The organism is Oceanospirillum sanctuarii (assembly GCF_002150805.1).
Taxonomy (GTDB): Bacteria; Pseudomonadota; Gammaproteobacteria; order Pseudomonadales; family Halomonadaceae; genus Oceanospirillum; species Oceanospirillum sanctuarii.
On sequence record NZ_MTBA01000001.1, the window covers coordinates 383,224 to 405,614 of the forward strand.

General features: G+C 51.8%; 16 protein-coding genes and 1 CRISPR repeat array. Of the genes, 13 read left to right on the plus strand and 3 right to left on the minus strand.

Annotation, left to right across the window (positions count from 1 at the left end):
- Position 1 precedes the first annotated feature (1 nt).
- Positions 2 to 1,009, plus strand: coding sequence for a type I-F CRISPR-associated protein Csy3 (gene csy3 / locus BV405_RS01710; RefSeq protein WP_086479118.1), 1,008 nt, complete (start codon positions 2 to 4; stop codon positions 1,007 to 1,009).
- A gap of 11 nt (positions 1,010 to 1,020) precedes the next feature.
- Entirely contained in the window at positions 1,021 to 1,653 is a 633-nt protein-coding gene (cas6f, locus tag BV405_RS01715) for a type I-F CRISPR-associated endoribonuclease Cas6/Csy4 (RefSeq protein ID WP_086479119.1), read from the plus strand.
- 128 nt (positions 1,654 to 1,781) lie between these two features.
- Positions 1,782 to 2,949: a CRISPR direct-repeat array (repeat unit 28 nt; unit sequence GTTCACCGCCGCACAGGCGGCTTAGAAA).
- A gap of 37 nt (positions 2,950 to 2,986) precedes the next feature.
- On the opposite strand, the gene BV405_RS01720 is transcribed toward cas6f, so the two are convergent.
- Positions 2,987 to 3,466: a LabA-like NYN domain-containing protein gene (locus BV405_RS01720; protein ID WP_086479120.1), complete on the minus strand. Its 480-nt coding sequence runs from the start codon at positions 3,464 to 3,466 to the stop codon at positions 2,987 to 2,989.
- Between the two features lie 177 nt (positions 3,467 to 3,643).
- On the opposite strand from BV405_RS01720, the gene BV405_RS01725 reads away from it, so the two are divergent.
- Positions 3,644 to 4,558: a bestrophin family protein gene (locus tag BV405_RS01725; protein ID WP_086479121.1), complete on the plus strand. Its 915-nt coding sequence runs from the start codon at positions 3,644 to 3,646 to the stop codon at positions 4,556 to 4,558.
- 30 nt (positions 4,559 to 4,588) lie between these two features.
- Here the strand turns inward: BV405_RS01725 and BV405_RS01730 are convergent, their stop codons facing one another.
- Entirely contained in the window at positions 4,589 to 5,596 is a 1,008-nt protein-coding gene (locus BV405_RS01730) for a YeiH family protein (protein ID WP_086479122.1), read from the minus strand.
- A 364-nt stretch (positions 5,597 to 5,960) separates the two neighbouring features.
- Here BV405_RS01730 and BV405_RS01735 point away from each other — a divergent pair, with 364 nt between their 5' ends.
- The 10 genes from BV405_RS01735 (at position 5,961) to BV405_RS01780 (ending at position 19,472) form a co-directional block, all read left to right on the plus strand.
- A complete protein-coding gene (locus BV405_RS01735) occupies positions 5,961 to 7,100 on the plus strand; it encodes an efflux RND transporter periplasmic adaptor subunit (RefSeq protein WP_086479123.1) in 1,140 nt (379 codons plus the stop codon).
- 1 nt (position 7,101) lies between these two features.
- The gene (locus BV405_RS01740) at positions 7,102 to 10,260 is read left to right on the plus strand and encodes an efflux RND transporter permease subunit (protein WP_086479124.1); all 3,159 of its coding nucleotides are present in this window, start codon (positions 7,102 to 7,104) and stop codon (positions 10,258 to 10,260) included.
- Positions 10,261 to 10,380: 120 nt separating this feature from the next.
- Positions 10,381 to 11,286: a DUF6920 family protein gene (locus tag BV405_RS01745; RefSeq protein WP_086479125.1), complete on the plus strand. Its 906-nt coding sequence runs from the start codon at positions 10,381 to 10,383 to the stop codon at positions 11,284 to 11,286.
- A gap of 82 nt (positions 11,287 to 11,368) precedes the next feature.
- Positions 11,369 to 12,226, plus strand: coding sequence for a Rossmann-like fold-containing protein (locus BV405_RS01750; RefSeq protein ID WP_086479126.1), 858 nt, complete (start codon positions 11,369 to 11,371; stop codon positions 12,224 to 12,226).
- 43 nt (positions 12,227 to 12,269) lie between these two features.
- Positions 12,270 to 13,007, plus strand: a complete 738-nt coding sequence (locus BV405_RS01755) for an AbaSI family restriction endonuclease (RefSeq protein ID WP_140054418.1) — start codon at positions 12,270 to 12,272, stop codon at positions 13,005 to 13,007.
- A gap of 343 nt (positions 13,008 to 13,350) precedes the next feature.
- Complete coding sequence (gene nirB, locus BV405_RS01760; RefSeq protein ID WP_086479128.1) at positions 13,351 to 15,969, plus strand: nitrite reductase large subunit NirB; 2,619 nt, start codon at positions 13,351 to 13,353, stop codon at positions 15,967 to 15,969.
- A complete protein-coding gene (gene nirD / locus BV405_RS01765) occupies positions 15,966 to 16,328 on the plus strand; it encodes a nitrite reductase small subunit NirD (protein ID WP_086479129.1) in 363 nt (120 codons plus the stop codon). Before nirB ends, nirD begins: the two co-directional genes overlap by 4 nt.
- 347 nt (positions 16,329 to 16,675) lie before the next feature.
- A complete protein-coding gene (gene modA, locus BV405_RS01770) occupies positions 16,676 to 17,485 on the plus strand; it encodes a molybdate ABC transporter substrate-binding protein (protein WP_176330005.1) in 810 nt (269 codons plus the stop codon).
- A 50-nt stretch (positions 17,486 to 17,535) separates the two neighbouring features.
- Positions 17,536 to 18,219, plus strand: a complete 684-nt coding sequence (gene modB, locus BV405_RS01775) for a molybdate ABC transporter permease subunit (RefSeq protein WP_217895547.1) — start codon at positions 17,536 to 17,538, stop codon at positions 18,217 to 18,219.
- 83 nt (positions 18,220 to 18,302) lie between these two features.
- Positions 18,303 to 19,472 (plus strand): molybdenum ABC transporter ATP-binding protein, encoded by a 1,170-nt coding sequence (locus BV405_RS01780; protein ID WP_176330006.1) that lies wholly within the window; start codon positions 18,303 to 18,305, stop codon positions 19,470 to 19,472.
- A gap of 41 nt (positions 19,473 to 19,513) precedes the next feature.
- Here BV405_RS01780 and BV405_RS01785 read toward each other — a convergent pair whose 3' ends face one another.
- Positions 19,514 to 22,270, minus strand: coding sequence for a nitrate reductase (locus tag BV405_RS01785; protein ID WP_086479133.1), 2,757 nt, complete (start codon positions 22,268 to 22,270; stop codon positions 19,514 to 19,516).
- Positions 22,271 to 22,391 lie beyond the last annotated feature (121 nt).

Sequence of the window (22,391 nt, forward strand, 5' to 3'; positions counted from 1 at the left end):
CATGTCTACTTTAACTTTGCCTTCAGTATTAGCATTTGACCGTAAACTTGAGCCTTCGGACGGCGTTATGTTTTCAGGTAATTGGTCTGAGATAGGAAAGGAAGAAAACTGGCTACCGATTAAGTTGTTTGATCGCCGCAACCGTGCTGTAAAGAGTAACTTTTCTAAAGAAGTCCTGGCCGATGAAGAACAGCTCCAGAAACAGATTGCTGAAGCGAATTTGTCCTGGGGGGATGATGCTGCACTTAAACATGGGCAGGACACACTGCGTTTAAACTTCAGTTTGCGAATCGTATCGGGTGTAGAACATCCGACAGCTTGTAACGATACAACATTTGAAAACCGCTTTAATGAAGTGATTGCCGGTTATGTGCAAACAGGCATTAAAGAACTGGCGGTACGATATGCATACAATATCGCAAATGGACGCTTTTTATGGCGTAACCGGGTCGGTGCAGAACAAATCAAGGTTCGGGTATCCGGCAAGTGCCTAGCTGAATCTCTAGAATTTGATGCTTATGATTATTCCCTTAATAGCACTACAGCGAATGACGAACAGGTTAACAGGCTGGCTCAGGTCATACTGTCGGGATTAACGGGTGAAGACAGACCTGTGCTTAAGGTCGAAGCATTTGCTCAACTGGGTGATGCACAGCGTGTCTGGCCATCCCAAGAAATGGTGCTGAATTCACCTAAAGGTGAGAAAAGCCGTTATCTATTTGAACTTGATGGTATAGCCGCTATGCATTGCGAAAAAATTGGCAACGCACTGCGCACCATCGACGACTGGTATCCGAAATTTAGCGAAACAAATAAACCTATCGCAATTGAAGCTTATGGCTCTGTTACTCAGCGTGGCGTTGCTTATCGTTCAAGTAAAAATGACTTCAAAACATTACTGCTTAAATGGCTAAGTGGTGAGAGTTCAGCCCAGCTGAGTGAAGACGATCAGCACTTTGTGGTTGCCATGCTAATTCGGGGTGGTGTGTTTGGTGAGGGTGAGAGCTAGGAGTCTCATTGATGAACTATTACCAAGACATTACCTTATTGCCCGATGAGGATATCGCTTTAGGCTTTCTCTGGCAGAAAATCTACCAGCAGGTGCATATCGCCTTGGTTGAACAAAAGGTGGATGCTCAGCACAGCGCCATCGCGGTCAGCTTTCCGGCCTATGGCAGCAAGGGATTTCCGTTGGGTAATAAACTGCGTGTTATCGCAGAGGACAAAGCACAGCTGGAGAAACTGAATCTTGCCGGTTTTCTAAGCCGGTTTGAAGATTACATCCACCTTAAATCGATTCAGCCGGTGCCGGAGCATGCTACCCCGGTGGCCTTTATTCGCCAGCGGGTTAAAGGTCAGGCGCGTATCGAAAAAGATATGCAGGATAAAGCCGTGCTATGGGCTGAAAAGTCCGGTCAACCGTTAGCGGAGTGTTTGAAACAGCTGGAAAAATCCAAACCCAAAGCGGAGGTTAAAACCCCCTTTGTCTGGATGGAAAGCCAGCTAACCAAAGCCGCTAACCCCGAGCGTTCGGCACGCTTCCCACTGTTTATTCAGCGGGTAGAGGTAGCTGCGTTTAAACCCGGTCTTTTCAACTGCTACGGACTGAGTGCAGAGCGGGGTGACAAGATCACCACCGTACCGCACTTTTGACCTAAAAAATGGCTCTTTAAAAAGGAACTTATAAATCAGATAGTTACGGCAGGGGCAAAAATAAAGGTATTTTCTGATATTTTTGTTTAAGTCACTGTTGTAGCGATTTTTTGAGATATTTTTTTACTGTTCACCGCCGCACAGGCGGCTTAGAAATTCGATGAAAACGGATGCACCGCCCTTTCCGAGTTCACCGCCGCACAGGCGGCTTAGAAATCGCAGAGCGCGCTGGGGAGGACGAAGTCCGTGTTCACCGCCGCACAGGCGGCTTAGAAAAGACAAAGCAGCCTTTCAGCGCACCTTGTAAAGTTCACCGCCGCACAGGCGGCTTAGAAAGGTTCGCTTCAGCTCTGCGGTGGCCTTCGCTCGTTCACCGCCGCACAGGCGGCTTAGAAATCAAATAAGCAACTACTGCCATAATTATTCCCGTTCACCGCCGCACAGGCGGCTTAGAAATCAAATAAGCAACTACTGCCATAATTATTCCCGTTCACCGCCGCACAGGCGGCTTAGAAAAGTCGTAAAAGAACGGATACCAGCCGGAGGCGGTTCACCGCCGCACAGGCGGCTTAGAAAGGCTGGCGGTTGGTTTCCGGTCAATCGCTCCAGTTCACCGCCGCACAGGCGGCTTAGAAAACAAAAATATGTCACACGTCCCCTTCTTCAACGTTCACCGCCGCACAGGCGGCTTAGAAATTCCGCTGTTTTCGACGCAGACCTCCGGTTTTGTTCACCGCCGCACAGGCGGCTTAGAAATTTAAAAGCGATCGCCTTACGTGACCAGCGAAGTTCACCGCCGCACAGGCGGCTTAGAAATGAACAAATCCGCCGGGGCGGTTGGTCTGATCGTTCACCGCCGCACAGGCGGCTTAGAAAGCAATACCAAGAAGCACAAGCCCAATAATACGGTTCACCGCCGCACAGGCGGCTTAGAAACGCAAAAAACACAGACCAAAACGCCGGTACTCGTTCACCGCCGCACAGGCGGCTTAGAAACCATGAAAAAAAGGCCATGCGGACTTAGAGCGGTTCACCGCCGCACAGGCGGCTTAGAAAATCCAACCACTGAAAACCTCAGTGGCGGACTGGTTCACCGCCACGCAGGCGGCTTAGAAAGGTATGCCTCAAGCCAGGGCAACTATTGATGTGTTCACCGCCGCACAGGCGGCTTAGAAAATGCAGACACTGCAGGTCACCCGTATTCCCATGTTTACCGCCGCACAGGCGGCTTAGAAAGTAAACAGTGGGGTTGCCGCCCCTGAATTGAGGTTCACCGCCGCACAGGCGGCTTAGAGATGATAGTTTTTCTTCCTATAGGGCTTTGTAATTCTTATTAATTGCCCACTAAAAGGTTTTCAGTAATCTCGTTAAACCGATCACAACTCTGAATCAGGCTGTTGGCGGTTAACGCGGGTACGCCAAAGACCTGTGTTTCAGTTCCGAATCGGACTTTGACCCGTTCCAGCAACTGATCAAAATCCCCGTCACCTGAAAGCAGAATCACTTTATCTACCTCAGTGGCCTGTTCATACAGATCCAGTGTGATGCCGACATCCCAGTCACCTTTGGCTGAGCCATCACTGCGTTGGATAAAGGGTTTTAGCTTTACCTCGAATCCGATGTGTTTCAACGCTTGCTGGAATTTCTGCTGGCCGGGATCCTGACTGCTGATGGCATAAGCGGTGGCGTGAACGATATCGCCCTCATGCTGAATCTGTTGCCAGAAACGACGGTAATCAAAAGAGCGGCCATAAGCCTGACGGGTGGTGTAATAGATGTTCTGGATATCCGCAAAGATCGCAATCCGGGGCATGACAAACCTTAATGGAGAAAATGTCGCTCCACGTTACCTAATCTTTTTGCGGTAATAAACTGACTTTGAATGCACAGTTGTGAGTAACTGCGCAGAATAGGGAGTGTGGTGATTTAGTGCTAAGATGCCTGTCCGTTCAATGAGATAGGGTACGGCTCAGGCCGTTAAGGAGCTTACGTGATCGTTCAGAAAAGAGCTGGATTTCTTACCTTATTGCTGACGATGCGCGGTTCCGTCATTCCCCGTGTTTTGCCTCAGATGATATTGCTGGCGCTGTTTTCTTCCGGTGTTGTTTTTGTTTACCAGTATCACACCTTTGAACTGCCGGAGTTCAGCCTGACACCTTTCACCCTGCTGGGTATCGCGCTGTCCCTTTTTCTCGGCTTTCGGAACAATGCTGCCTACGACCGCTGGTGGGAAGGTCGAAAATTGTGGGGCAGTCTGGTTTATGAAACCCGTGCCATGGGACGAGCCACTGAGCTGCTTTTACTTCCGGAAGAATCACGCAAGCCGCTATTGAAGCTTACCGCAGCCTTTTCTCATACCCTGTGCCAGAGTTTACGTCCGGGTTCGGATTCAGGCCCTGCGATTGCCAGTTTACTGGATGCACCAACAACGGCGCGCCTGATGCAATCGGCAAATCCTTCAGATGCGGTTTTACGTGAGATGACCACCATTATCACCCGCGAACATCAGCAGGGGCGGCTGGATACGGTTGCCGTCAGTATGATGGATAAACACCTGACGGCGCTGGCGGGAATTCAGGCGGGACTGGAGCGGCTGGCAAATACACCAATGCCTTTTGCTTTCACCTTACTGGCGCACCGAACCGCTTACATCTATTGCTTCCTGCTGCCTTTAGGGCTGGTGGGTAATGCGCTTTGGCTGACGCCTTTCTTTACCACCCTGGTGGCGTATTGTTTCTTCGGACTGGATGCCCTGTCTGAAGAGCTGGAATATCCTTTCACGAAGGAAGGCGCAAACCACCTGCCGCTGGAAGCCATGTGTCGGGTGAATGAGATCTCAGTGGCGGAAGCTCTGGGAGAAGAGCCGCCAAAACCACTGCAGCCGATTAAGCATATTCTGAGCTGATTCTCTTCTGCTGTACGTCTGATAAACCGATCAGGCGTACAGCAGCAGGTTAAGCGATAAGCCGGTCACAATCAGCACCACAAACAGAATGGCAGCCAGCAGGATGGGCTTGATTCCTGCCTGTCGCAGTGTGCTCCAGCGGGTGTTGTACCCCATGGCGGCCATCGCGATGGTCAGACTGAACTGGCTGATAAAACTGATCACGTCATAGGCTAATTCCGGCAACTGTACCAGACTGTTAATCAGCACCGCCAGAATGAAAAAGCCGATAAAGTGCGGGAAGGTTACCGGTAGTTTTCTGGCTTTACCGTCGACATGATCACTGGCCGTTTCTCTATCCCGGAACAGCAGCAAACCCAGAGTGATCACCACAGGTGCCAGGCACAGTACCCGAATCAGTTTGGTCATAATGGCGGTTTGCAGGGCTTCCGGGCTGATGGTTTGTCCTGCTGCTACAGCCTGAGCCACTTCGTGCACCGTACTGCCAATAAAGATACCGAACTGCTCTGGGGCAATCTGCAACAGATTGAAGAGTACGGGGTAGAGCAGCAGGGACAAGCTACCGAACAGTACAACTGTCGCAACGGCAACGGACACCTGACGATGCCCACCTTTCACAACCGGCTCTGTTGCCATAATTGCTGCAGCCCCACAGACCGCACTGCCCACACTGGTCAGTACCGCCAGTTCCCGGCTCATCCCAAGCACACGTATGCCTACACTGATACCTATCAGCAAAACCAGTGTGATCACCACAAGATCAATCACCAGTGCCTGCCAGCCAAGTTGCTCGACCTGTTGGAATGTCAGGCCAAAGCCCAAAAGAATGATGCCCAGACGCAGCAGCTTCTGTTGGCAGAACAGGCTGCTGGCAGAAGGTGTTGAATCCACCGACGCAAAACCCAGTCCACGAAAAAATGCACCTGAGATCATACCCAGCAGAATCGCCATTGGCAGACTGCCAAGGCCGAATTCAGCGAAAAGCGGCTGTTTAGCGATAACCATCGCCAGCAAAGTAATGATCAGCAGATGTAGCATGGGGAGCGCCCTGAATCATAGAAAAAGTAGGGCTATTATGGCGCTGCAATAAAATCTGAAAAGTGAATTAAATCTATTTTGTTTATCGGTAAAATCGATTTAAGGCATTCTGGATGCAGACGATAGGAACTTGATTCATCGTCTGACGAGAAATGGGGAATAAAAGCAAAACCGGTCAGGTCAGTCTTGTGATATTTGTCATGATCTACCTGAAAGATATTTCACGTACAACTTGAAGTATTGCTCTAAAAATCAGCTTAATCCGGTTACTTACCACAACGGCTTTTGTTACTCTTTGTTATCTTTTTTTCATACCCCGCTTTGGGGGTATAACACTGCGATTTATGGACGATAGAGGCATCCTGTGAAAATTAAAATCTCGCAAGTTGCTGCAGCGGTTGCTGTAGTAGGTTTCGTTGGCTGGGCGTTTACTGCCCGTGTGGATACGGCGCTAGCGGAAGCTCCCGAGGCGACTGCAGACTCCAAGCCTTCGATTGTTTTGCCACAGGTTGAGATTCAGCGTTCTGAAGCCTCACTCTATGACCGTCAGACGGTGCTGCAGGGGCAGATTGAGCCTTGGCGCAGTGTCCAGCTACGTACTCAGGTTGCCGGGACCGTTGAATCTGTTCTGGTTGAACAGGGAGCCCGGATCTCTCAGGGTGAACCTCTGATCCGCCTTTCCCAAAGTGAATACCAGGCGCAGTTGTCCAGCGCAAAAGCCAGCGTTCGTCTTAAAGAAGCAGAGCTGAAAGCGGCGAAAAAACTCTACCGTACCAATCTGCAAACCGAAACTGCGGTTCTGGGTTTGGAAAGCGAACTTGAAGGTGCTCGTTCAAGCCTTGTGATGGCACAGCAACAGCTGAGTCATGCTGCACCGAAAGCACCTTTTGATGGTGTCGTGGATCAGCTGGATGCAGAGCTGGGGCAGTACATGACCGTCGGTGAAGTCTGGGGGCGTCTGGTGAATATCGACCGCCTAAAGGTAACCGCTCAGGTGCCACAGCAGGATGTGGTTAATGTGGCTGTTGGTCAGCCAGTTGAGATTACACTACTGGATGGTCGTCAGCTTGAAGGTCGGGTGAGCTTTGTTGCCAGTGCTGCCGATGCTTCTACCCGTAGTTTCCCGATTGAAGTTTCTCTGGATAACCCGGATCAGCTGCGTATCGCAGGTGCCAGTGCGACTCTGAACGTGCATCTGGGTGATGTTTCTGCTCATAAACTATCGCCGGCACTGCTGAGTCTGAATGACAAAGGCGAGCTGGGGGTTAAGTGGGTTAACGGTCAGGATAAAGTGGTTTTCCAGCCTGTTGAACTGCTCAGCACAGGTACCGATGGTGCCTGGGTAACCGGTCTTCCGGAGAGTGTTCCAGTGATCAGTCTGGGTGGTGGCTTTGTTCAGGCGGGTCAGAAGGTCGTGGTTGTCAGTGCTTCCGGTGCGGATCGTCCCGTTGCTGACAAGAGCGCCGATACCCCTGTGGCTGCGGTAGCAAACGGAGCGAACTGATATGGAAACCATTATCCGGGCAGCGATGGACCGAAGCCGGGCCACGCTTTTTGTTCTGATCATGCTGATTGTCGGCGGTATGGCCTCGTACCAGTCGATTCCGAAAGAAGCGAATCCGGACGTTACCATTCCGATTATCTATGTCTCCATGGGACTGAGTGGCATCAGCCCTGCCGATTCTGAGCGTCTTCTGGCGCGTCCGATGGAGCAGGAGCTGCGCTCACTGGAAGGCATTAAGAAGATGACCGCCGTGGCAGGTGAAGGCCATGCTTCTGTGACGCTGGAGTTTGATGCCGGTTTTGATCCGAAAACCGCCCTGCAGGATGTGCGCGAGAAGGTCGATAGCGCCCAATCCAAGCTGCCTGCTGAAGCTGATGAGGCTACGGTTCACGAAATTAATGTTGCTCTCTTTCCGGTAATGTCCGTGGGGCTTTCCGGCCCGATCAACCAGAAACAACTGGTCTATATCGCCCGTCGCCTGCAACAGGAGATTGAAGGCATACCTGAAGTTCTGGAAGTGGATATCGCCGGTGATCGTGAAGATCTGCTGGAGATCGTGGTGGATCCTCAGGCGATGGACAGCTACAACCTGGATTACTCCGACCTGTACGGTTTGGTGAGTAACAATAACCAGCTGGTAGCCGCCGGTAGTCTGGATACCGGTGCGGGTCGTATGACCCTGAAAATTCCCGGTGTGATCGAAAACCTTGAAGACGTAATGAATATGCCGATCAAGGTGTCCGGTCAGACCGTGGTGACCTTTAAAGAGGTGGCGACCATTCGCCGTACCTTTACCGATCCCGATGGTTTTGCCCGTATTAACGGCCAGCCGGGTGTGGTTCTGGAGATTAAAAAGCGTACCGGTGCCAACATCATCGATACCATTGATAAGGTCCGTGCACTCTTTAAAGCCGCTGAATCTCAGCTGCCGCCAGATCTGGAAGTGCGTTATCTGATGGATCAGTCATCCGAAGTAAAAAGCATGCTGTCGGATCTGCTGAACAACGTGATGACTGCTGTGATTCTGGTACTCATTATCATGCTGGCTGCCATGGGTGCCCGTGCAGCTTTCCTTGTGGGGCTGACCATTCCCGGTGCTTTCCTGACCGGTATTCTGGTGGTGTCCTCCCTCGGCTTTACCATGAACATTATTGTGCTCTTCTCGCTAATTCTGGTAGCGGGTATGTTGGTGGATGGTGCCATCGTGGTATCAGAACTGGCGGATCGTCATCAGAAAGAGGGTTTCTCCCGTAAGGATGCCTGGGCACATGCTGCCAGCCGTATGGCGTGGCCGATCATAGCGTCAACGCTAACCACCATCATGGTGTTCCTGCCGCTGCTGTTCTGGCCGGGGGTAATGGGCGAGTTTATGAAGTATCTGCCTGCTACTGTGATGATCTGTCTGTTTGCCTCATTGGCGATGGCGCTGATCTTCCTGCCGGTGATGGGTAAGGTGTTTGGTAAACGCGAGAAACTCAGTGCTGAAGAACGTCCGGCGGTGAGTGATATCGATATGAATCACGTTCAGCATCAGTCCGGTGGCGGCAAGGCTTACCGTCGTGTGCTGAATCTTTGTCTGAGCTTCCCGACAACGACGCTGGTTCTGATGTTAGCCCTGATGGGCGGTATCTATGCCGCATACGGCAAACTGAATCACGGCGTGGAGTTCTTCCCGGATGTAGAGCCGGAGTCCGCACAGCTTCAGGTTCGTACCCTGGGTGACTTCTCGGTTTATGAGAAAGATGCCCTGTTGCAACGTATCGAAACTCGTTTGTACGGCATGCCGGAAGTGGAAGCCATGTACGCCCGTTCCTTTGCCGCAGCGGGTGGTCAGTTAGCAGAAGATGTGATCGGTGTTATTCAGTTCCGTTTTACCGACTGGGATACCCGCCGTCCGGCTAATGTGATTCTCGATGAGATGCGTGAACGCACCAAGGATATTCCCGGTGTGATCTTCGAATTCCGTAAGCAGGAAGGTGGTCCTCCATCTGGTAAGCCGGTGGAACTGCGTATCAGTGGTAACGACCCTGAGGAGATCTATTCTGCCGTTGCTCAAACCCGTCAGATAATGGACGAGTTGGGTGGCTTCGCCGACGTGAATGATGACCGCGCTCTGCCGGGTATCGAATGGCGCTTTGAGGTGGATCGTGCGAAAGCAGCTCAATACGGCGCTACCGTTGCCAGCGTAGGCAATGCGGTGCAGCTGGTGAGCAATGGTCTGAAACTGGCCAGTTACCGTCCGGAAGATGCCAGCGATGAAGTGGATATCCGTATCCGCCTGCCGGAATACGCACGTACGCTGGATCAGCTCAACCGTCAGAGCCTGAATACTCCTTATGGGCAGGTGCCGCTAAGCAACTTTGTCACTCTGACGCCTGCACCTAAGACGGGTATTCTGCGTCGTCTGGATGGTAAGCGAACCATCACCATCTCAGGTGATGTTGCGGAAGGTGAGCAGGTCAATGAGCGCCTGATCGCCCTGAAAGGTCGTCTGGATGAGCTGCCGGATACAGTTTCTGTCACCTTTGGTGGTGAGGATGCGGATCAGCAAGAGTCCATGGTGTTCCTGATGGGAGCCTTTATGGTGGCGATTCTGCTGATGATGCTGATTCTGATTATTCAGTTCAACAGCATCTATCAGACAATGCTGGTTCTGTCGGCGATCATCTTCTCCACTGCGGGTGTATTGTTGGGGCTACTGATCACGGGTCAGGCCTTCGGTGTGGTGATGGTGGGTATGGGGATTATTGCTCTGGCGGGTATTGTGGTGAACAACAATATCGTCCTGATCGATACCTATAACCGGATACGTTCAGAAGGCTTCAGCGCCTTTGAAGCCGCTCTGGAAACCGGCTGTATGCGTCTTCGTCCGGTACTGCTGACCGCTTTGACCACAGTACTGGGTCTGATGCCTATGGTACTGGGCGTTAACGTGAATCTGGTGGAACACAGCCTAGGTTGGGGGGCACCATCAACGCAATGGTGGACTCAGCTTTCCAGTGCTATTGCTGGTGGTCTGGCTTTTGCCACGGTTCTGACCCTGTTCCTGACCCCTTGTATGTTGGTTTTGGGTGATGGCTTTGCGGATAACCGTGTTTTCAGACTGTTCCGCAGAATTTTTTCACGAAAAGCTACAAAAAGTATCACCCCTTCATCATAGACTCTTGCTAGTCTGATCTATTATCTCTCTACCCAAAGGCAGGCTAAATAACCTGCCTTTTACTTATACCCGTTGAGAGAAGAAAAGACTCAGACCAAACAGGATATGGGGAGACTAGGGATGTGGTTTAAGGCAGCAGGAATCTTTTTTGCCATCGTATTTGTCGCATTTGTCTTTGTTTTGGGTTGTCAGTCGCAATGGCAGAGGCGAACCCAGCAGCTGGTTCAGGACTTTTATCAGCCTGAGCAGGTTTCTGAGGCAGAACAGGCCGGAGCATCACCTGAGCCTTTGACGCAATATGATCCTGATAAAGAACTGGCAGGTCTTCCTCAACCCGTACAGCGTTTCTTCCAAACTGTTTTAACCCCCCGGCAACCTCTGGTTGCAGATGTCACTCTCCAACAGCAAGGCCAGATCAACCTCTCTCCGAAACAGGATGCCTGGAAAGGCTTTTCAGCCCAGCAGGATGTGGTCATGCACTCCCCACGTTTTATCTGGCAGGCTAAGGTTTCCATGGCTCCCGGTATCAATGCCTATGTGATTGATAGCTACAATCAGGGGCGCGGTTGGTTGCAGGCTAAAGTGATGGGGCTGATTACTGTGGCGGAAGAAGAGGGCAATGGTGATATTGCCGAGGGCGAACTGATGCGCTTTTTAGCGGAAAGCCCCTGGTATCCCACTCGTTTGCTGCCTTCACAGGGTGTGCAGTGGCAGGAGATCGATAATACCAGCGCTGAGGCAAGGCTGGAGGTTGCAGGGCAGGAAGTCGCTCTGACCTTTAGCTTTAATGATCAGGGGCTGATCGAAACTGTGCGGGCTGAAAGCCGCTATCGCCAGAGCCTGAACGGAGAAGCCATTTACGCACCCTGGGTAGGACACTTCTCTGATTACCACAATGTTGAAGGCATGCTGCTACCCCACAGAGCTGAAGTAGGCTGGATGCAATCCGGTGACAACTGGCAACCCTACTGGCAGGGACGTATTACGGACTGGGATATCCGCTTCTATCCCATCGCTGCCCGATAACTGATAGAATTCCGCCCTTTTCGGGTGTCCGGCTCAGAGACTGATCTGCCGGATGCCATAGCTGTTCTGCAAGGGCTCTTCAATGTATCTCGATCCAAACTGGCGCATTCTCACCGTAGGGGATGGCGATCTCTCCTTTTCACTGTCACTGAATCAGATGTTGGCTCAGACACCTGATGCCAAAGGCTTAGTGGCTGCCAGTGTTCTGGATCAGGAGGAAGAGCTGCTGGCCAAGTATCAGGATTGTGCCTTCCATGAGCTTAAGCAGCAGGGTAGTGAGGTGTTTACTGCCCTTGATATCACTAATAGTGAAACCTGGCCGGAGAGCCTGAAAGGGCGTTTTGATGCTCTGATTTTCCAGTTTCCCCTGATTCCATCCTTTACCAGTAAAGAAGCCTTTGAAAAGGCCGGTGGCCTGACAACCAACCTGTTGAATCGCCGCCTGCTGCGCCTTTATCTGCAACACGCTTTCAGTTTCTTTCTCGATCCCAATGGTGCGCAACTCGCGCTGATCAGCTCTAAAGATCTGAAACCCTACAGTCAGTGGGATCTGGAGTGCGGTATTCATCTGGATCTGGAACACCAAGGTCAACCGGTTCAGCTGCTGGGCATGCGGCCGTTTTTGCAAAGCGATTTTGATGGCTACCGGATTCGTAACGTGGATCGTGATAAACAGATTCGCGGCACCAAAGGCACCACTTACTATTGGAGTGTAAAGCCTGCGGCTTCCTATCCGGATCAGCAGCTGATTGAGCAATTAAATCCGCCAACCCACCCGGTCGGCGAGCCGGTATCCGAGCATTACTGCAACTGGTGCAAAACCGGGCCTTTTGCCTCAGCGGAAGACCGTCAGGGACACCTTGAATCCCGCCGCCACAGCAATATGCAGGCTTTAGACGACGACTGGCGTACGTTTTTGAAAAGTGTTTCAGATATATAGAATATCTTGAGGGTATTTTTTTCTAATAAGCATGGTGACTTTTATGGATTGGAAGTATGAGTATCTGATAGAGCAGATTCATAGGACTTTGTATAAAAAACATGAAAACTACATTATTAGTTCTTTACTTCATGACAAGGAACTATCCGACTTAATGCCATGTACACAGTTTTATGTGGATAGATCGGATGGTGGTTATGCTCTGATTGATCTTTTTTATCCTCAAATAAATTTGGCAATTGAAATCGATGAGCCAGCGCATTTATCAAATTCACAATCAGACGCTATCCGTCAACAGCGTATTGAAGACAAGTTGGATTGTGAATTTTTCAGGGTCAAAGTCTACAGCGGTGGAGTTGATGCTCAGATAGAAAGTTTAAAAGAAAAAATTAAGTTGCTTAGAGCGTCAGCAAAGACCAAAGGGATATGGGAGGAATGGAAGGAGCCAGCTCGATTGAGTTTGAATGATGCCAAAGCAAAACTGTCCAATACGCTTTTTCTGAAAATTAAGGGAAAAATTCCACCTGAGGATTTGCTAGCAAGGCAAACTGGGTACTGGAGAATTTGCAAAAGAAAGCAGTCTCGCATTGAGTCTATTGTTATTGTCCATGATTCTGTTGTTACAAAAGTTTTTGGAGATATTCGGTGGCATACCAGCCCTGAGAATATTGAAAAATTTGGTTACAAGGGTAAAGAGATCAATTCTCAGATTGAAACTGGAACAATTATTGAAGACTGGGGCTTTCAGCAAACAGTGACTTATTCAGCTGATATGTATTAATTTTTCAATGGTTTTCGTACAGCTAGAGCACAAATCAGTGCGCTCTGCACCAGTCTGGGGCGGTTTAGATGGCTCAGATTGGTGCCCAAATCCGCAAGGTAGGATCTAGTCGGCTGATTTAAAAGCTTTTTTCAAAAGCTGGTACAAGCCGTGCAATCAGGTAGAACAAAAGCAGCCGATCTTCTGTGCAGTTCGCTGAACAGAAACAGGATGCATAAAAACTGAATCTACCTAATTGAACAAAGGCGTTCATCACACATGTTTTCATGTGGCTGATGAGCGCCTTTTTTTTTGCCTCCTGTTTGGCTCCCGAAGTCGGCAGAACAAAAAAAGGCGAGACGTGATGACTAGCACAGCGCAAACGACAGATCAGACTAATAAAGCAGCTTTTAAAGTTCTAGTAGTCGGTAACGGCATGGTGGGACACCACTTTGTTGAATCTCTGCTGGAACAGACAAAGGCTCTGGCCATTGAGAACCTTGAACTCAGCGTGTTCGGTGAAGAACCTCACCGCGCTTACGACCGTGTTCATCTTTCCGAGTACTTTACCGGTAAAGATGCCGAGTCACTGGCGCTGTGCGAATCCGGCTTTTACCAGGAAGAGGGCGTTCGCTTTTATCCCGGCGAGAAAGTGACCACCATCGATCGGGCTGGCAAAACACTCACCACAGATAAGGGCACCAGCTACGCCTACGATGCGCTGGTGCTGGCAACGGGTTCCTTCCCCTTTGTACCGCCAATTCCGGGTAAGGATCGTGAAGCCTGTCTGGTTTATCGCACGCTGGAAGATCTGGATCAGATCCGTAATTACGCCAAAGATGGCCGCAAGGGTGTTGTCATCGGTGGTGGCCTGCTAGGCCTTGAAGCCGCTAACGCGCTGCGTGAGTTGGGTCTTGAAACTCATGTGGTGGAGTTTGCCCCACGCCTGATGCCGGTTCAGCTGGATGACGAAGGTGGTGCAGCCCTTAAGCAACGCATCATCGACCTTGGCGTGCAGGTTCACACCAGCATGCAGACTCAGGAGATTGTTGCCGGTGAAGAGTGCCGTCATCGGATGAATTTTGCTGACGGCTCTCATCTGGAAACGGATCTGATTGTCTTCTCCGCCGGTATCCGCCCGCAAGATGAACTGGCCCGCAGTTCCGAGCTGATTGTCGGTGAACGTGGCGGTATCGAGATCAATTCAGAGTGTTTAACCAATGATCCTGCCATTCTGGCGATTGGTGAATGTGCCCTATGGAATGGTCAGATTTTTGGTCTGGTCGCGCCGGGTTACCAGATGGCTAAAGTTGCTGCCCATCATATTCTCAATCAGATGGCTCCCGTTGGCACCCTGACACCGGAAGCACCAACCTTTACCGGTGCCGATATGAGCACCAAGCTGAAGCTGTTGGGTGTGGATGTGGGCTCCATCGGTGATGCCCATGCCCGTACACCGGGTGCCAAAACCTATCGTTATCAGGATGAAGATGCTCAGGTGTACCGCAAGATTGTGGTGTCCGAGAATAAGAAAGAGCTGCTGGGTGCCGTGCTCGTTGGCGACAACAGCCGTTACGACACTCTTCTGCAATACGCCCTGAACGGCATCGAGCTGCCTGCAGAACCTGCGGGTCTGATTCTGCCGGAATCCTCTGGTGCAGCTCCGGCTTTGGGTGTGGATGCTCTGCCGGATACCGCCAGCATCTGCTCCTGCCTCAATGTCACCAAAGGTCAGATTACTGATGCCGTGGCCTCCGGCTGCTGCTCGGTAGCCGAAGTGAAGGATGCGACTAAAGCGAGCACCGGTTGTGGCGGTTGTGCGGCGCTGCTGAAAGATGTGGTCAACGCCGAACTTGCTAATCAGGGCATCGAGGTGAACACCGATCTTTGTGAACACTTCGCTTATACCCGTCAGGAACTGTTTCACCTGATCCGTGTGGGCGGCATCAAAACCTTTGATGAGCTGCTGGAAAAACACGGAAAGGGTCTGGGCTGTGAAATCTGTAAGCCGACTGCCGGTTCTATTCTGGCCTCGGTGTGGAATGAGCATATTCAGGAGCCACAACACGTCAGCCTGCAGGACACCAATGACACCTTTATGGCGAATATGCAGAAAGACGGCACTTACTCCGTGGTGCCCCGTATCGCCGGTGGCGAGATTACCCCGGATAAGCTGATCGTGATCGGCGAAGTCGCACGGGACTTTAACCTTTATACCAAGATAACCGGTGGTCAGCGTGTGGATCTGTTTGGTGCCCGTCTGGAGCAGCTACCTCTTATCTGGGAGCGACTTGTGGAAGCAGGCTTTGAAACCGGACACGCCTACGGTAAATCTCTGCGTACCGTGAAATCCTGTGTCGGTAGCACCTGGTGTCGGTACGGCGTGCAGGACAGTGTGGGTATGGCGATTCGACTGGAAGATCGCTACAAGGGCTTGCGTGCCCCCCATAAGATCAAGCTGGCGGTTTCCGGCTGTACCCGTGAATGTGCCGAGGCGCAGAGCAAAGACTTCGGCGTGATCGCCACCGAGAACGGCTGGAACCTCTACACCTGTGGTAACGGCGGTATGAAACCTCGTCATGCGGATCTGTTCGCAACGGATCTGAATGATGAAGAGCTGATCCGCATTATCGACCGCCTGATGATGTTCTACGTTCATACCGGTGATCGCCTGCAGCGTACCGCCCGCTGGATGGACAATATGGAAGGTGGTCTGGAATACCTGCAGAACGTCATCCTGCATGACAGTCTGGGTATAGCCGAATCACTGGAAGCAGATATGCAGCGAGTGGTGGATACCTATCAGTGCGAATGGAAGAGCACGCTGGAAAATCCGGAAAAACTTAAGCGCTTCCGCCCATTTGTGAACAGCAGTGCCGAAGATCCCCATATTCAGTTTGTTGAGGAGCGTCAGCAGATACGTCCGGCGCGCCCTGAAGAGAAAGTCACCCGATTGATCCCGGTTCAGGAGGTTGAATCATGATTGAAGTTCATAACAGCGCCCTTTGGCAGACCCTCTGTGACACACAGGATCTGGTGGCAAACTCCGGTGTGGCAGCCCTGTTGCCATCACCTTGCGGTACTCAGGCGATTCAGGTGGCGCTCTTCTGGTTGCCTGCGTTGAATAAGGTTTTCGCCGTGGAAAACTACGACCCTTTAAGCGATACCTTCCTCAACGCCCGGGGGCTGATTGGTGACCTTGGTGGTGAGCCGATTCTGGCAACGCCGTTATACAAAAATCACTATCGCCTGACCGATGGGGTTTGCCTTGAGGATGACAGCGTCCGGTTAAAAACCTGGCCGGTGAAAATCGAGCAGGGTGAGGTTCGCCTGCAGGTCTGATGATGCACTGCGTTGAGAAGCTGTTGTTGAGAAAGAACAGTTGAGAAGCAATAGTTCAGAGGCTGTAGTTAAGAACAGCTGCTGAGAATCTCCAGACTCGAATTGAGTGAAGGAAGTGGAAAACCGGGTTCAGGATGAGCCCGGTTTTTTTGTGCACAGTTTTGGATGCGATCAAATCTTTAATGGCACTCAAATTGCACTTTCTACCCCATAGCCATCCGTCATCAAATAAGCAGAGACAGACCCCTATGACCACTAGATTCCAAGGCTGCTTCAGACGTATTCGGAAGATTCTGACTCGGTGTGTGCACTATTGTCGTGCAAGGGAATGGTTTTTCTGCTGCATCATGATGCTGGCTCTGTTGATTCCAAGCTATAAGGCTGATGCTGCCGAGCTGCGCGTGGCAGTGGCCGCTAACTTCCTGAGTACTCTGAAGCAGCTGACGGCGGAGTACCACAAGCTGCAGAATGATCGAATCCGAATCACCACAGGCTCTACCGGAGGTCTGTATGCGCAGATCCGCCATGGTGCACCCTTTGATCTTTTTCTGTCGGCGGATTCCCGGCGACCTGAATTGTTAGAGAAAGAAGGGCTGACCCTTATCGGCAGCCGTTTTACTTACGCCAAAGGCATACTGGTGCTCTGGTCTAAGCAGGCTGATCTGGTCGATAACCGAGGTGCAGTACTGGATCAGACAGCAGGCTATCTCTCGCTCCCTAACCCTGTGAACGCGCCCTATGGCGAAGCTGCCCGTCAGCTGCTGACCCAACGTAATCTCTGGCAAAAGCTGGATCAGTCACAACAGATTATCCGTTCAGGCAATGTGCGTCAGACCCTGTTTCAGGTGATCTCCGGGGCTGCTCCTATGGGCTTTATTGCGCTGTCTCAGGCGCGTCATCCGGAGATAGCGGGTAAAGGCTCGTTATGGATTCCCGATCCGTCACTTTACGATCCCATTATTCAGCAGGGGGTCGTGCTGGCATCAACAAAAGAGCCGGAAGCGGCTTTTCGTTTTCAGCGCTGGCTGCAGAGTGATCAGGCCAGAAGCCTGATTGTTGCTTCCGGTTACCAGAGTGGTTATCAGGCTATGCTCGTGGCTCAGGTATTTGCCAACAGCAGCACAGAAAACCAGACCAGCTTATCGGATCGCGACTAATGCCAGAATCTGCCCCATTCTCAGCAACGTCCTTATTTTCAGCGCTTACGATGGATGATCTCAGCGCGCTCTGGTTAACCCTGCAGCTGGCGCTGATCAGTACATTGTTATTGTTGATTCTTGCTGCCCCTCTGGCCTGGTGGCTGGCAAGCACACAAAGCCGTTATCGGGTGGTGATTGAGGCACTGGTCACCCTGCCGATGGTGCTGCCCCCAACGGTGATGGGATTTTATCTGCTGATTTTACTGGGTCCGGAAGGCTGGATCGGAGGTGTACTGGAGCAGTCAGGCGTAGGGCATCTGGCATTTACTTTTACCGGAATGGTGATCGCCTCCATGGTGTTTTCCCTGCCCTTTGTGGTGCAGCCCATGCAGAACGCTTTCGCGGCTGCCTCAGGTCGTGTGCTTGAGCTGGCCGCGACTCTGAGATCAGCACCGCTGGATCGGTTCCGCCATGTGGTTTTACCCTTGTCAAAGCGGGGAATACTAACGGCGGGTGTGCTTTCTTTTGCTCATACCCTTGGCGAATTCGGCATGATCCTGATGATAGGGGGTAATATCCCCGGCAGAACTCAGGTTGCTTCAATCGCTATCTATGATCATGTGGAATCGATGAACTATGCAGCGGCACATAGCCTGTCGCTTCTGCTGATTCTGATCTCACTGGTATTGCTGACTCTGGTTTTTGCTCTAAACCGAAGATCCGGACTCTTGTCTGCGGGTTACAGCCTATGAATGCCGATTCCTCTTTAAAACCCACTTTTTCCCCTGATATCTCAGCAGTTAAGCCTGATTCCAAACAAAGGATTCGGTGCAATTTGGCGCTACGGCGTGCTGATTTTGAGTTAAGTGTGGATTTTGAGCTACCGGACTGCGGTATTCATATTCTCTTTGGCCGTTCCGGGTGCGGTAAAACCACCCTGTTACGCAGTATTGCCGGGCTTGAAAGTGATGCCCTTGGTGATGTTTGGGTGGGAGATACCTGCTGGCAGAGCATTGTCGATAGCTGTAGAGCTAATGAGGGCGGAGTCATTGGGAGTGAAAATGAAGAGAGGGCACAAAAGAGAAATTTCCTGCCTGTTCACCAGCGCTCTCTGGGTTATGTCTTTCAGGAGGCGAGTCTTTTCCCTCATCTGACGGTTCAGCAGCAGCTATTGTTTGGCTATGAGCGTATTGATGAGTCGAGACGCAGGATTCATCCGGGGGAGATGATTCAGCTGCTGAACCTTGCTCTCTTGCTGGATCAGCCAACCACGGCTTTATCAGGCGGGCAACGTCAGCGGGTGGCCATCGCCACAGCGCTTCTGACCTCACCGGATCTGCTGCTGATGGATGAGCCTCTGGCGGCGCTGGACAGCAGCAGTAAGGCAGAGATCTTGCCTTATCTGTCTGCGCTTAAAGGGCGTTTCAAGCTGCCCATTATCTACGTCACCCACTCACTGGAAGAAGCGATTCAGCTGGGGGATAGTCTGCTGCTGATGGAGGCGGGTAAGTTAATCGCTCAAGGTTCGATGGCCGATGTTCTGCAGCAGCAGAATCTGCCGGGTATTCCCCATGATTTACTACCGAACCTGATCGAACTAGCTAGGGGATCTGGTGAAAATCTGGCACGCATTATCGGCACCGATCAGTTTTTATATTTGGGAAGCAGGGCAACTGCCCGACAGCATCCTGACGACGGGGCAGCTCTGTTGAGAGCAAGAGTTGATGCCGCAGATATTTTGTTGTCGGTGAATCCTCTGCAGAGCGTCAGTTGCCCGAATCAACTGCAGGGATACATTGAGGCGATTGTGCCTGAGGCATTATCCGGATCAGCTGAATCTGTTGTCAGTGAGGTCAGTCGAGTGGTTGTTACCCTTGCATCTGCATCGCCAGCGGAGGATAAAACCCGTCTGACGATTCGGATCAATGAGGCACAAACCCGGGAGAAGCAGCTTAAAGCTGGTCAACAGGTTTGGTTGCTGATTAACAGGTTTAAGCTGATCTGAAACGGTTGAGATGGTTAAGCGGAAGACAATAAAACGGCGGATTATTCCGCCGTTTCCATCTCTGCTTTTGGTTGCAGGCTACTGTTGTGTTTGCCAGTGTCTTTTTGTTGCACTTCACAAGGTGTCTCGGCAATCAGCGCTTTCAGTTCCGGGATGCAGGAGCCGCAGTTGGTACCACACTTAAGCGCTTTACCCAGTGCCTCAGGTGTCGAGCAACCGCCCATAATTGCTTCACGAATTGCATTTTCACCCACCTGGAAACAGGCGCAGACGGTTTTACCCTGACTGGCTCCCTGGCTTTGACTTCCGGAAAGCAGCGCCAGTCGGTCTTCTTCTGAAACACTCTGACCGATCAGACTACCGATCCAGTCACGATCCGGCAGGTCACTTTGTTGTGGCGCTGAGATCAGAACCACTTTCAGAATATCTCCGATAAAGCAGGCGGCACGGCTGATGCCCTGAGCTGCATCGGTATAGCGAATCCACTCACCGGTGCTTTTGCTGAGATCCTGCCAAACCTGAGTGCTTTCCAGAGCGGTGCCGTGGGCAACTTCAAAACAGGTGCCGTTTTCCAGTGGAATACGACTCCAGTAATCCAGCTCATGGGGCAGTTCGGCACCGCATTGCATGATAAAACCGAAGCTGTTCATATCGGTGAGTTCGACTCTGACCGGCGCATGTTTGGATTCCGGCTGACCGGAAATCGGGTCGGTCAAAGGGTTGACCAAGGTATCCACTTTACCCGCCTTGGTATAGCGGTTGTTCCAGTGGATTGGTGCAAACAGTGAACCCTGTTTCAGCTGATCGGTAATTTTTACCCGACCCAAAAATTCCCCCTGCCGACCCTGTAGGCGGATCAGCTGATCCTGTTCCAGTCCTAGTCGGTCAGCATCACTGGTTTCCACTTCCACATAGGGTTCGCTGATATGGGCCATCAGGCGCTTACTGCGGGCGGTGCGGGTCATGGTGTGCCACTGATCCCGTACCCGTCCGGTATTCAGAATAAAAGGGTATTCCTGATCCGGAGCCAGCGCCGGTTTCTGCGCCGTAATGCTGACGAAGCGAGCTCTGCCGGATGGAGTAAAGAACTGTTGATCGACAAACAGGCGCGGCGTACCCAGAGGGTTCGAGCTGTTGACCGGCCACTGAATCGGTTTCAGGGCATCGTAGCCATCATCGGTCAGTCGTGCCAGCAGGCTGATATCAAAGTCCCGGCTACCGGGTTGTCCGGTAAGGTTCTCAAAGCCGGACAGGGTGGCGTGCTCACGGAAAATCTCAGCAGGCGATGCGTAACTGAAGGCATCGGTGTAGCCCATCTTCTGCGCCACCTGAGAGATCAGCCACCAATCCGGTTTGATATCGCCCAATAAAGGTTTGAACTGGCGCTGGCGGGAGATACGGCGCTCAGAGTTGGTCACCGTGCCATCTTTTTCACTCCAGCCCGCCGCAGGCAGCACTACATTGGCGTAATCCAACGTTTCGGCATCGGCAAAACACTCGGAAACCACCACCAGAGGACAGGCTTTCAGAGCCCGTTCGATCTGTTCCGCATCCGGCAGGCTGACCGCGGGATTGGTTGCCATAATCCAGATCGCTTTGATCTGGCCGGATTCGACTGCTTTAAACAGATCGACCGCTTTCATGCCCGGTTGGGTCGCCATATTCGGGCTGTTCCAGAAGCGGCCGACGATATCGATCGCTTCCGGAGTGAAATCCATGTGCGCCGCCAGCTGATTTGCCAGTCCGCCGACCTCACGGCCACCCATAGCGTTGGGCTGACCGGTGAGGGAGAAGGGCCCCATGCCCGGAGCACCGATGCGTCCGGTGGCAAGATGACAGTTAATAATACTGTTGCACTTATCGACACCGGAGGTGGACTGATTCACACCCTGCGAGTACAGGGTCACTGTATGGCGATGGCTGGCGAAGAGATCAAAGAAGCGGGCGATCTTATCTTCATCAACACCTGTCCAGCGGGCGGTATCCTGCACCGGATTCGGGAAATCCTGACATACCCTGTCCAGTGTCTCCTGACTGTTCTCGGTGTGGCGTTTGATAAAGTCGTGATCCAGACAGTGGCAGTTTGCCAGATAGGCCAGCAGACCGTTGAACAGGAAAGCATCGGTGCCGGGATCAATATCCAGATAGAGATCAGCCTCATCGCAGGTTGCGGTCTGACGGGGATCGATCACCACAGTCAGCATTTCCGGGCGATGGCGCTTGGCCTGACTCAGGCGCTGATAGGCCACAGGGTGTGTCCAGGCGGCGTTAGAACCTACCAGCACTACAAGATCTGCCAGTTCGATATCTTCATAGCTGCAGGGCACAGAGTCACTGCCGAATGCGCGTTTATAAGCCGCAACCGCAGAGGACATGCAAAGGCGGGAGTTAGTATCGATATTGCCACTGCCGATAAAGCCCTTCATCAGCTTATTAGCGACGTAATAGTCTTCTGTCAGCAGCTGGCCGGAGACGTAAAAGGCAACGGAGTCCGGGCCGTACTGGTCGATCGTTTGCCGAAAGCCATCTGCAACATGATTCAGCGCTTTATCCAGTGTCACCACCGCATTATCGATTTTTGCGGTCATCAAACGGCCTTCCATACCCAGTGTCTCATGCAGGGCAGAGCCTTTTACGCATAGTCGCCCCAGATTGGCCGGATGACTGATGCTGCCTTTTACCGGATTGACCTTGTCGCCTTCGCCGGATACCTCAACCCCGCAGCCCACGCCACAGTAGGGGCAGGTAGTGCAGGTTTGCCATGAATCAGAAGCAGTGTCGGATTTTAGTTCTGTCATGATGTCTCTCCGTTCGCTCTGGGAGCGGCTAAAAACGTTGAGCCGGAATCAAGCGGATGCCAGCTCTGGAAATAAAAAGCCGGACAGATCAGATAATTGGGGGTGTGATTGTTAATAATCT

Bases quoted from the DNA above. Each gene is read 5' to 3' on its own strand.
- BV405_RS01745 (WP_086479125.1), top strand. From the start codon at position 10,381: ATGTGGTTTAAGGCAGCAGGAATCTTTTTTGCCATCGTATTTGTCGCA.
- BV405_RS01730 (WP_086479122.1), bottom strand. From the start codon at position 5,596: ATGCTACATCTGCTGATCATTACTTTGCTGGCGATGGTTATCGCTAAA.
- modA (WP_176330005.1), top strand. From the start codon at position 16,676: ATGATGCTGGCTCTGTTGATTCCAAGCTATAAGGCTGATGCTGCCGAG.
- modB (WP_217895547.1), top strand. From the start codon at position 17,536: ATGGATGATCTCAGCGCGCTCTGGTTAACCCTGCAGCTGGCGCTGATC.
- BV405_RS01720 (WP_086479120.1), bottom strand. From the start codon at position 3,466: ATGCCCCGGATTGCGATCTTTGCGGATATCCAGAACATCTATTACACC.
- BV405_RS01740 (WP_086479124.1), top strand. From the start codon at position 7,102: ATGGAAACCATTATCCGGGCAGCGATGGACCGAAGCCGGGCCACGCTT.
- BV405_RS01755 (WP_140054418.1), top strand. From the start codon at position 12,270: ATGGATTGGAAGTATGAGTATCTGATAGAGCAGATTCATAGGACTTTG.
- BV405_RS01750 (WP_086479126.1), top strand. From the start codon at position 11,369: ATGTATCTCGATCCAAACTGGCGCATTCTCACCGTAGGGGATGGCGAT.
- BV405_RS01785 (WP_086479133.1), bottom strand. From the start codon at position 22,270: ATGACAGAACTAAAATCCGACACTGCTTCTGATTCATGGCAAACCTGC.
- nirB (WP_086479128.1), top strand. From the start codon at position 13,351: ATGACTAGCACAGCGCAAACGACAGATCAGACTAATAAAGCAGCTTTT.
- csy3 (WP_086479118.1), top strand. From the start codon at position 2: ATGTCTACTTTAACTTTGCCTTCAGTATTAGCATTTGACCGTAAACTT.
- nirD (WP_086479129.1), top strand. From the start codon at position 15,966: ATGATTGAAGTTCATAACAGCGCCCTTTGGCAGACCCTCTGTGACACA.
- cas6f (WP_086479119.1), top strand. From the start codon at position 1,021: ATGAACTATTACCAAGACATTACCTTATTGCCCGATGAGGATATCGCT.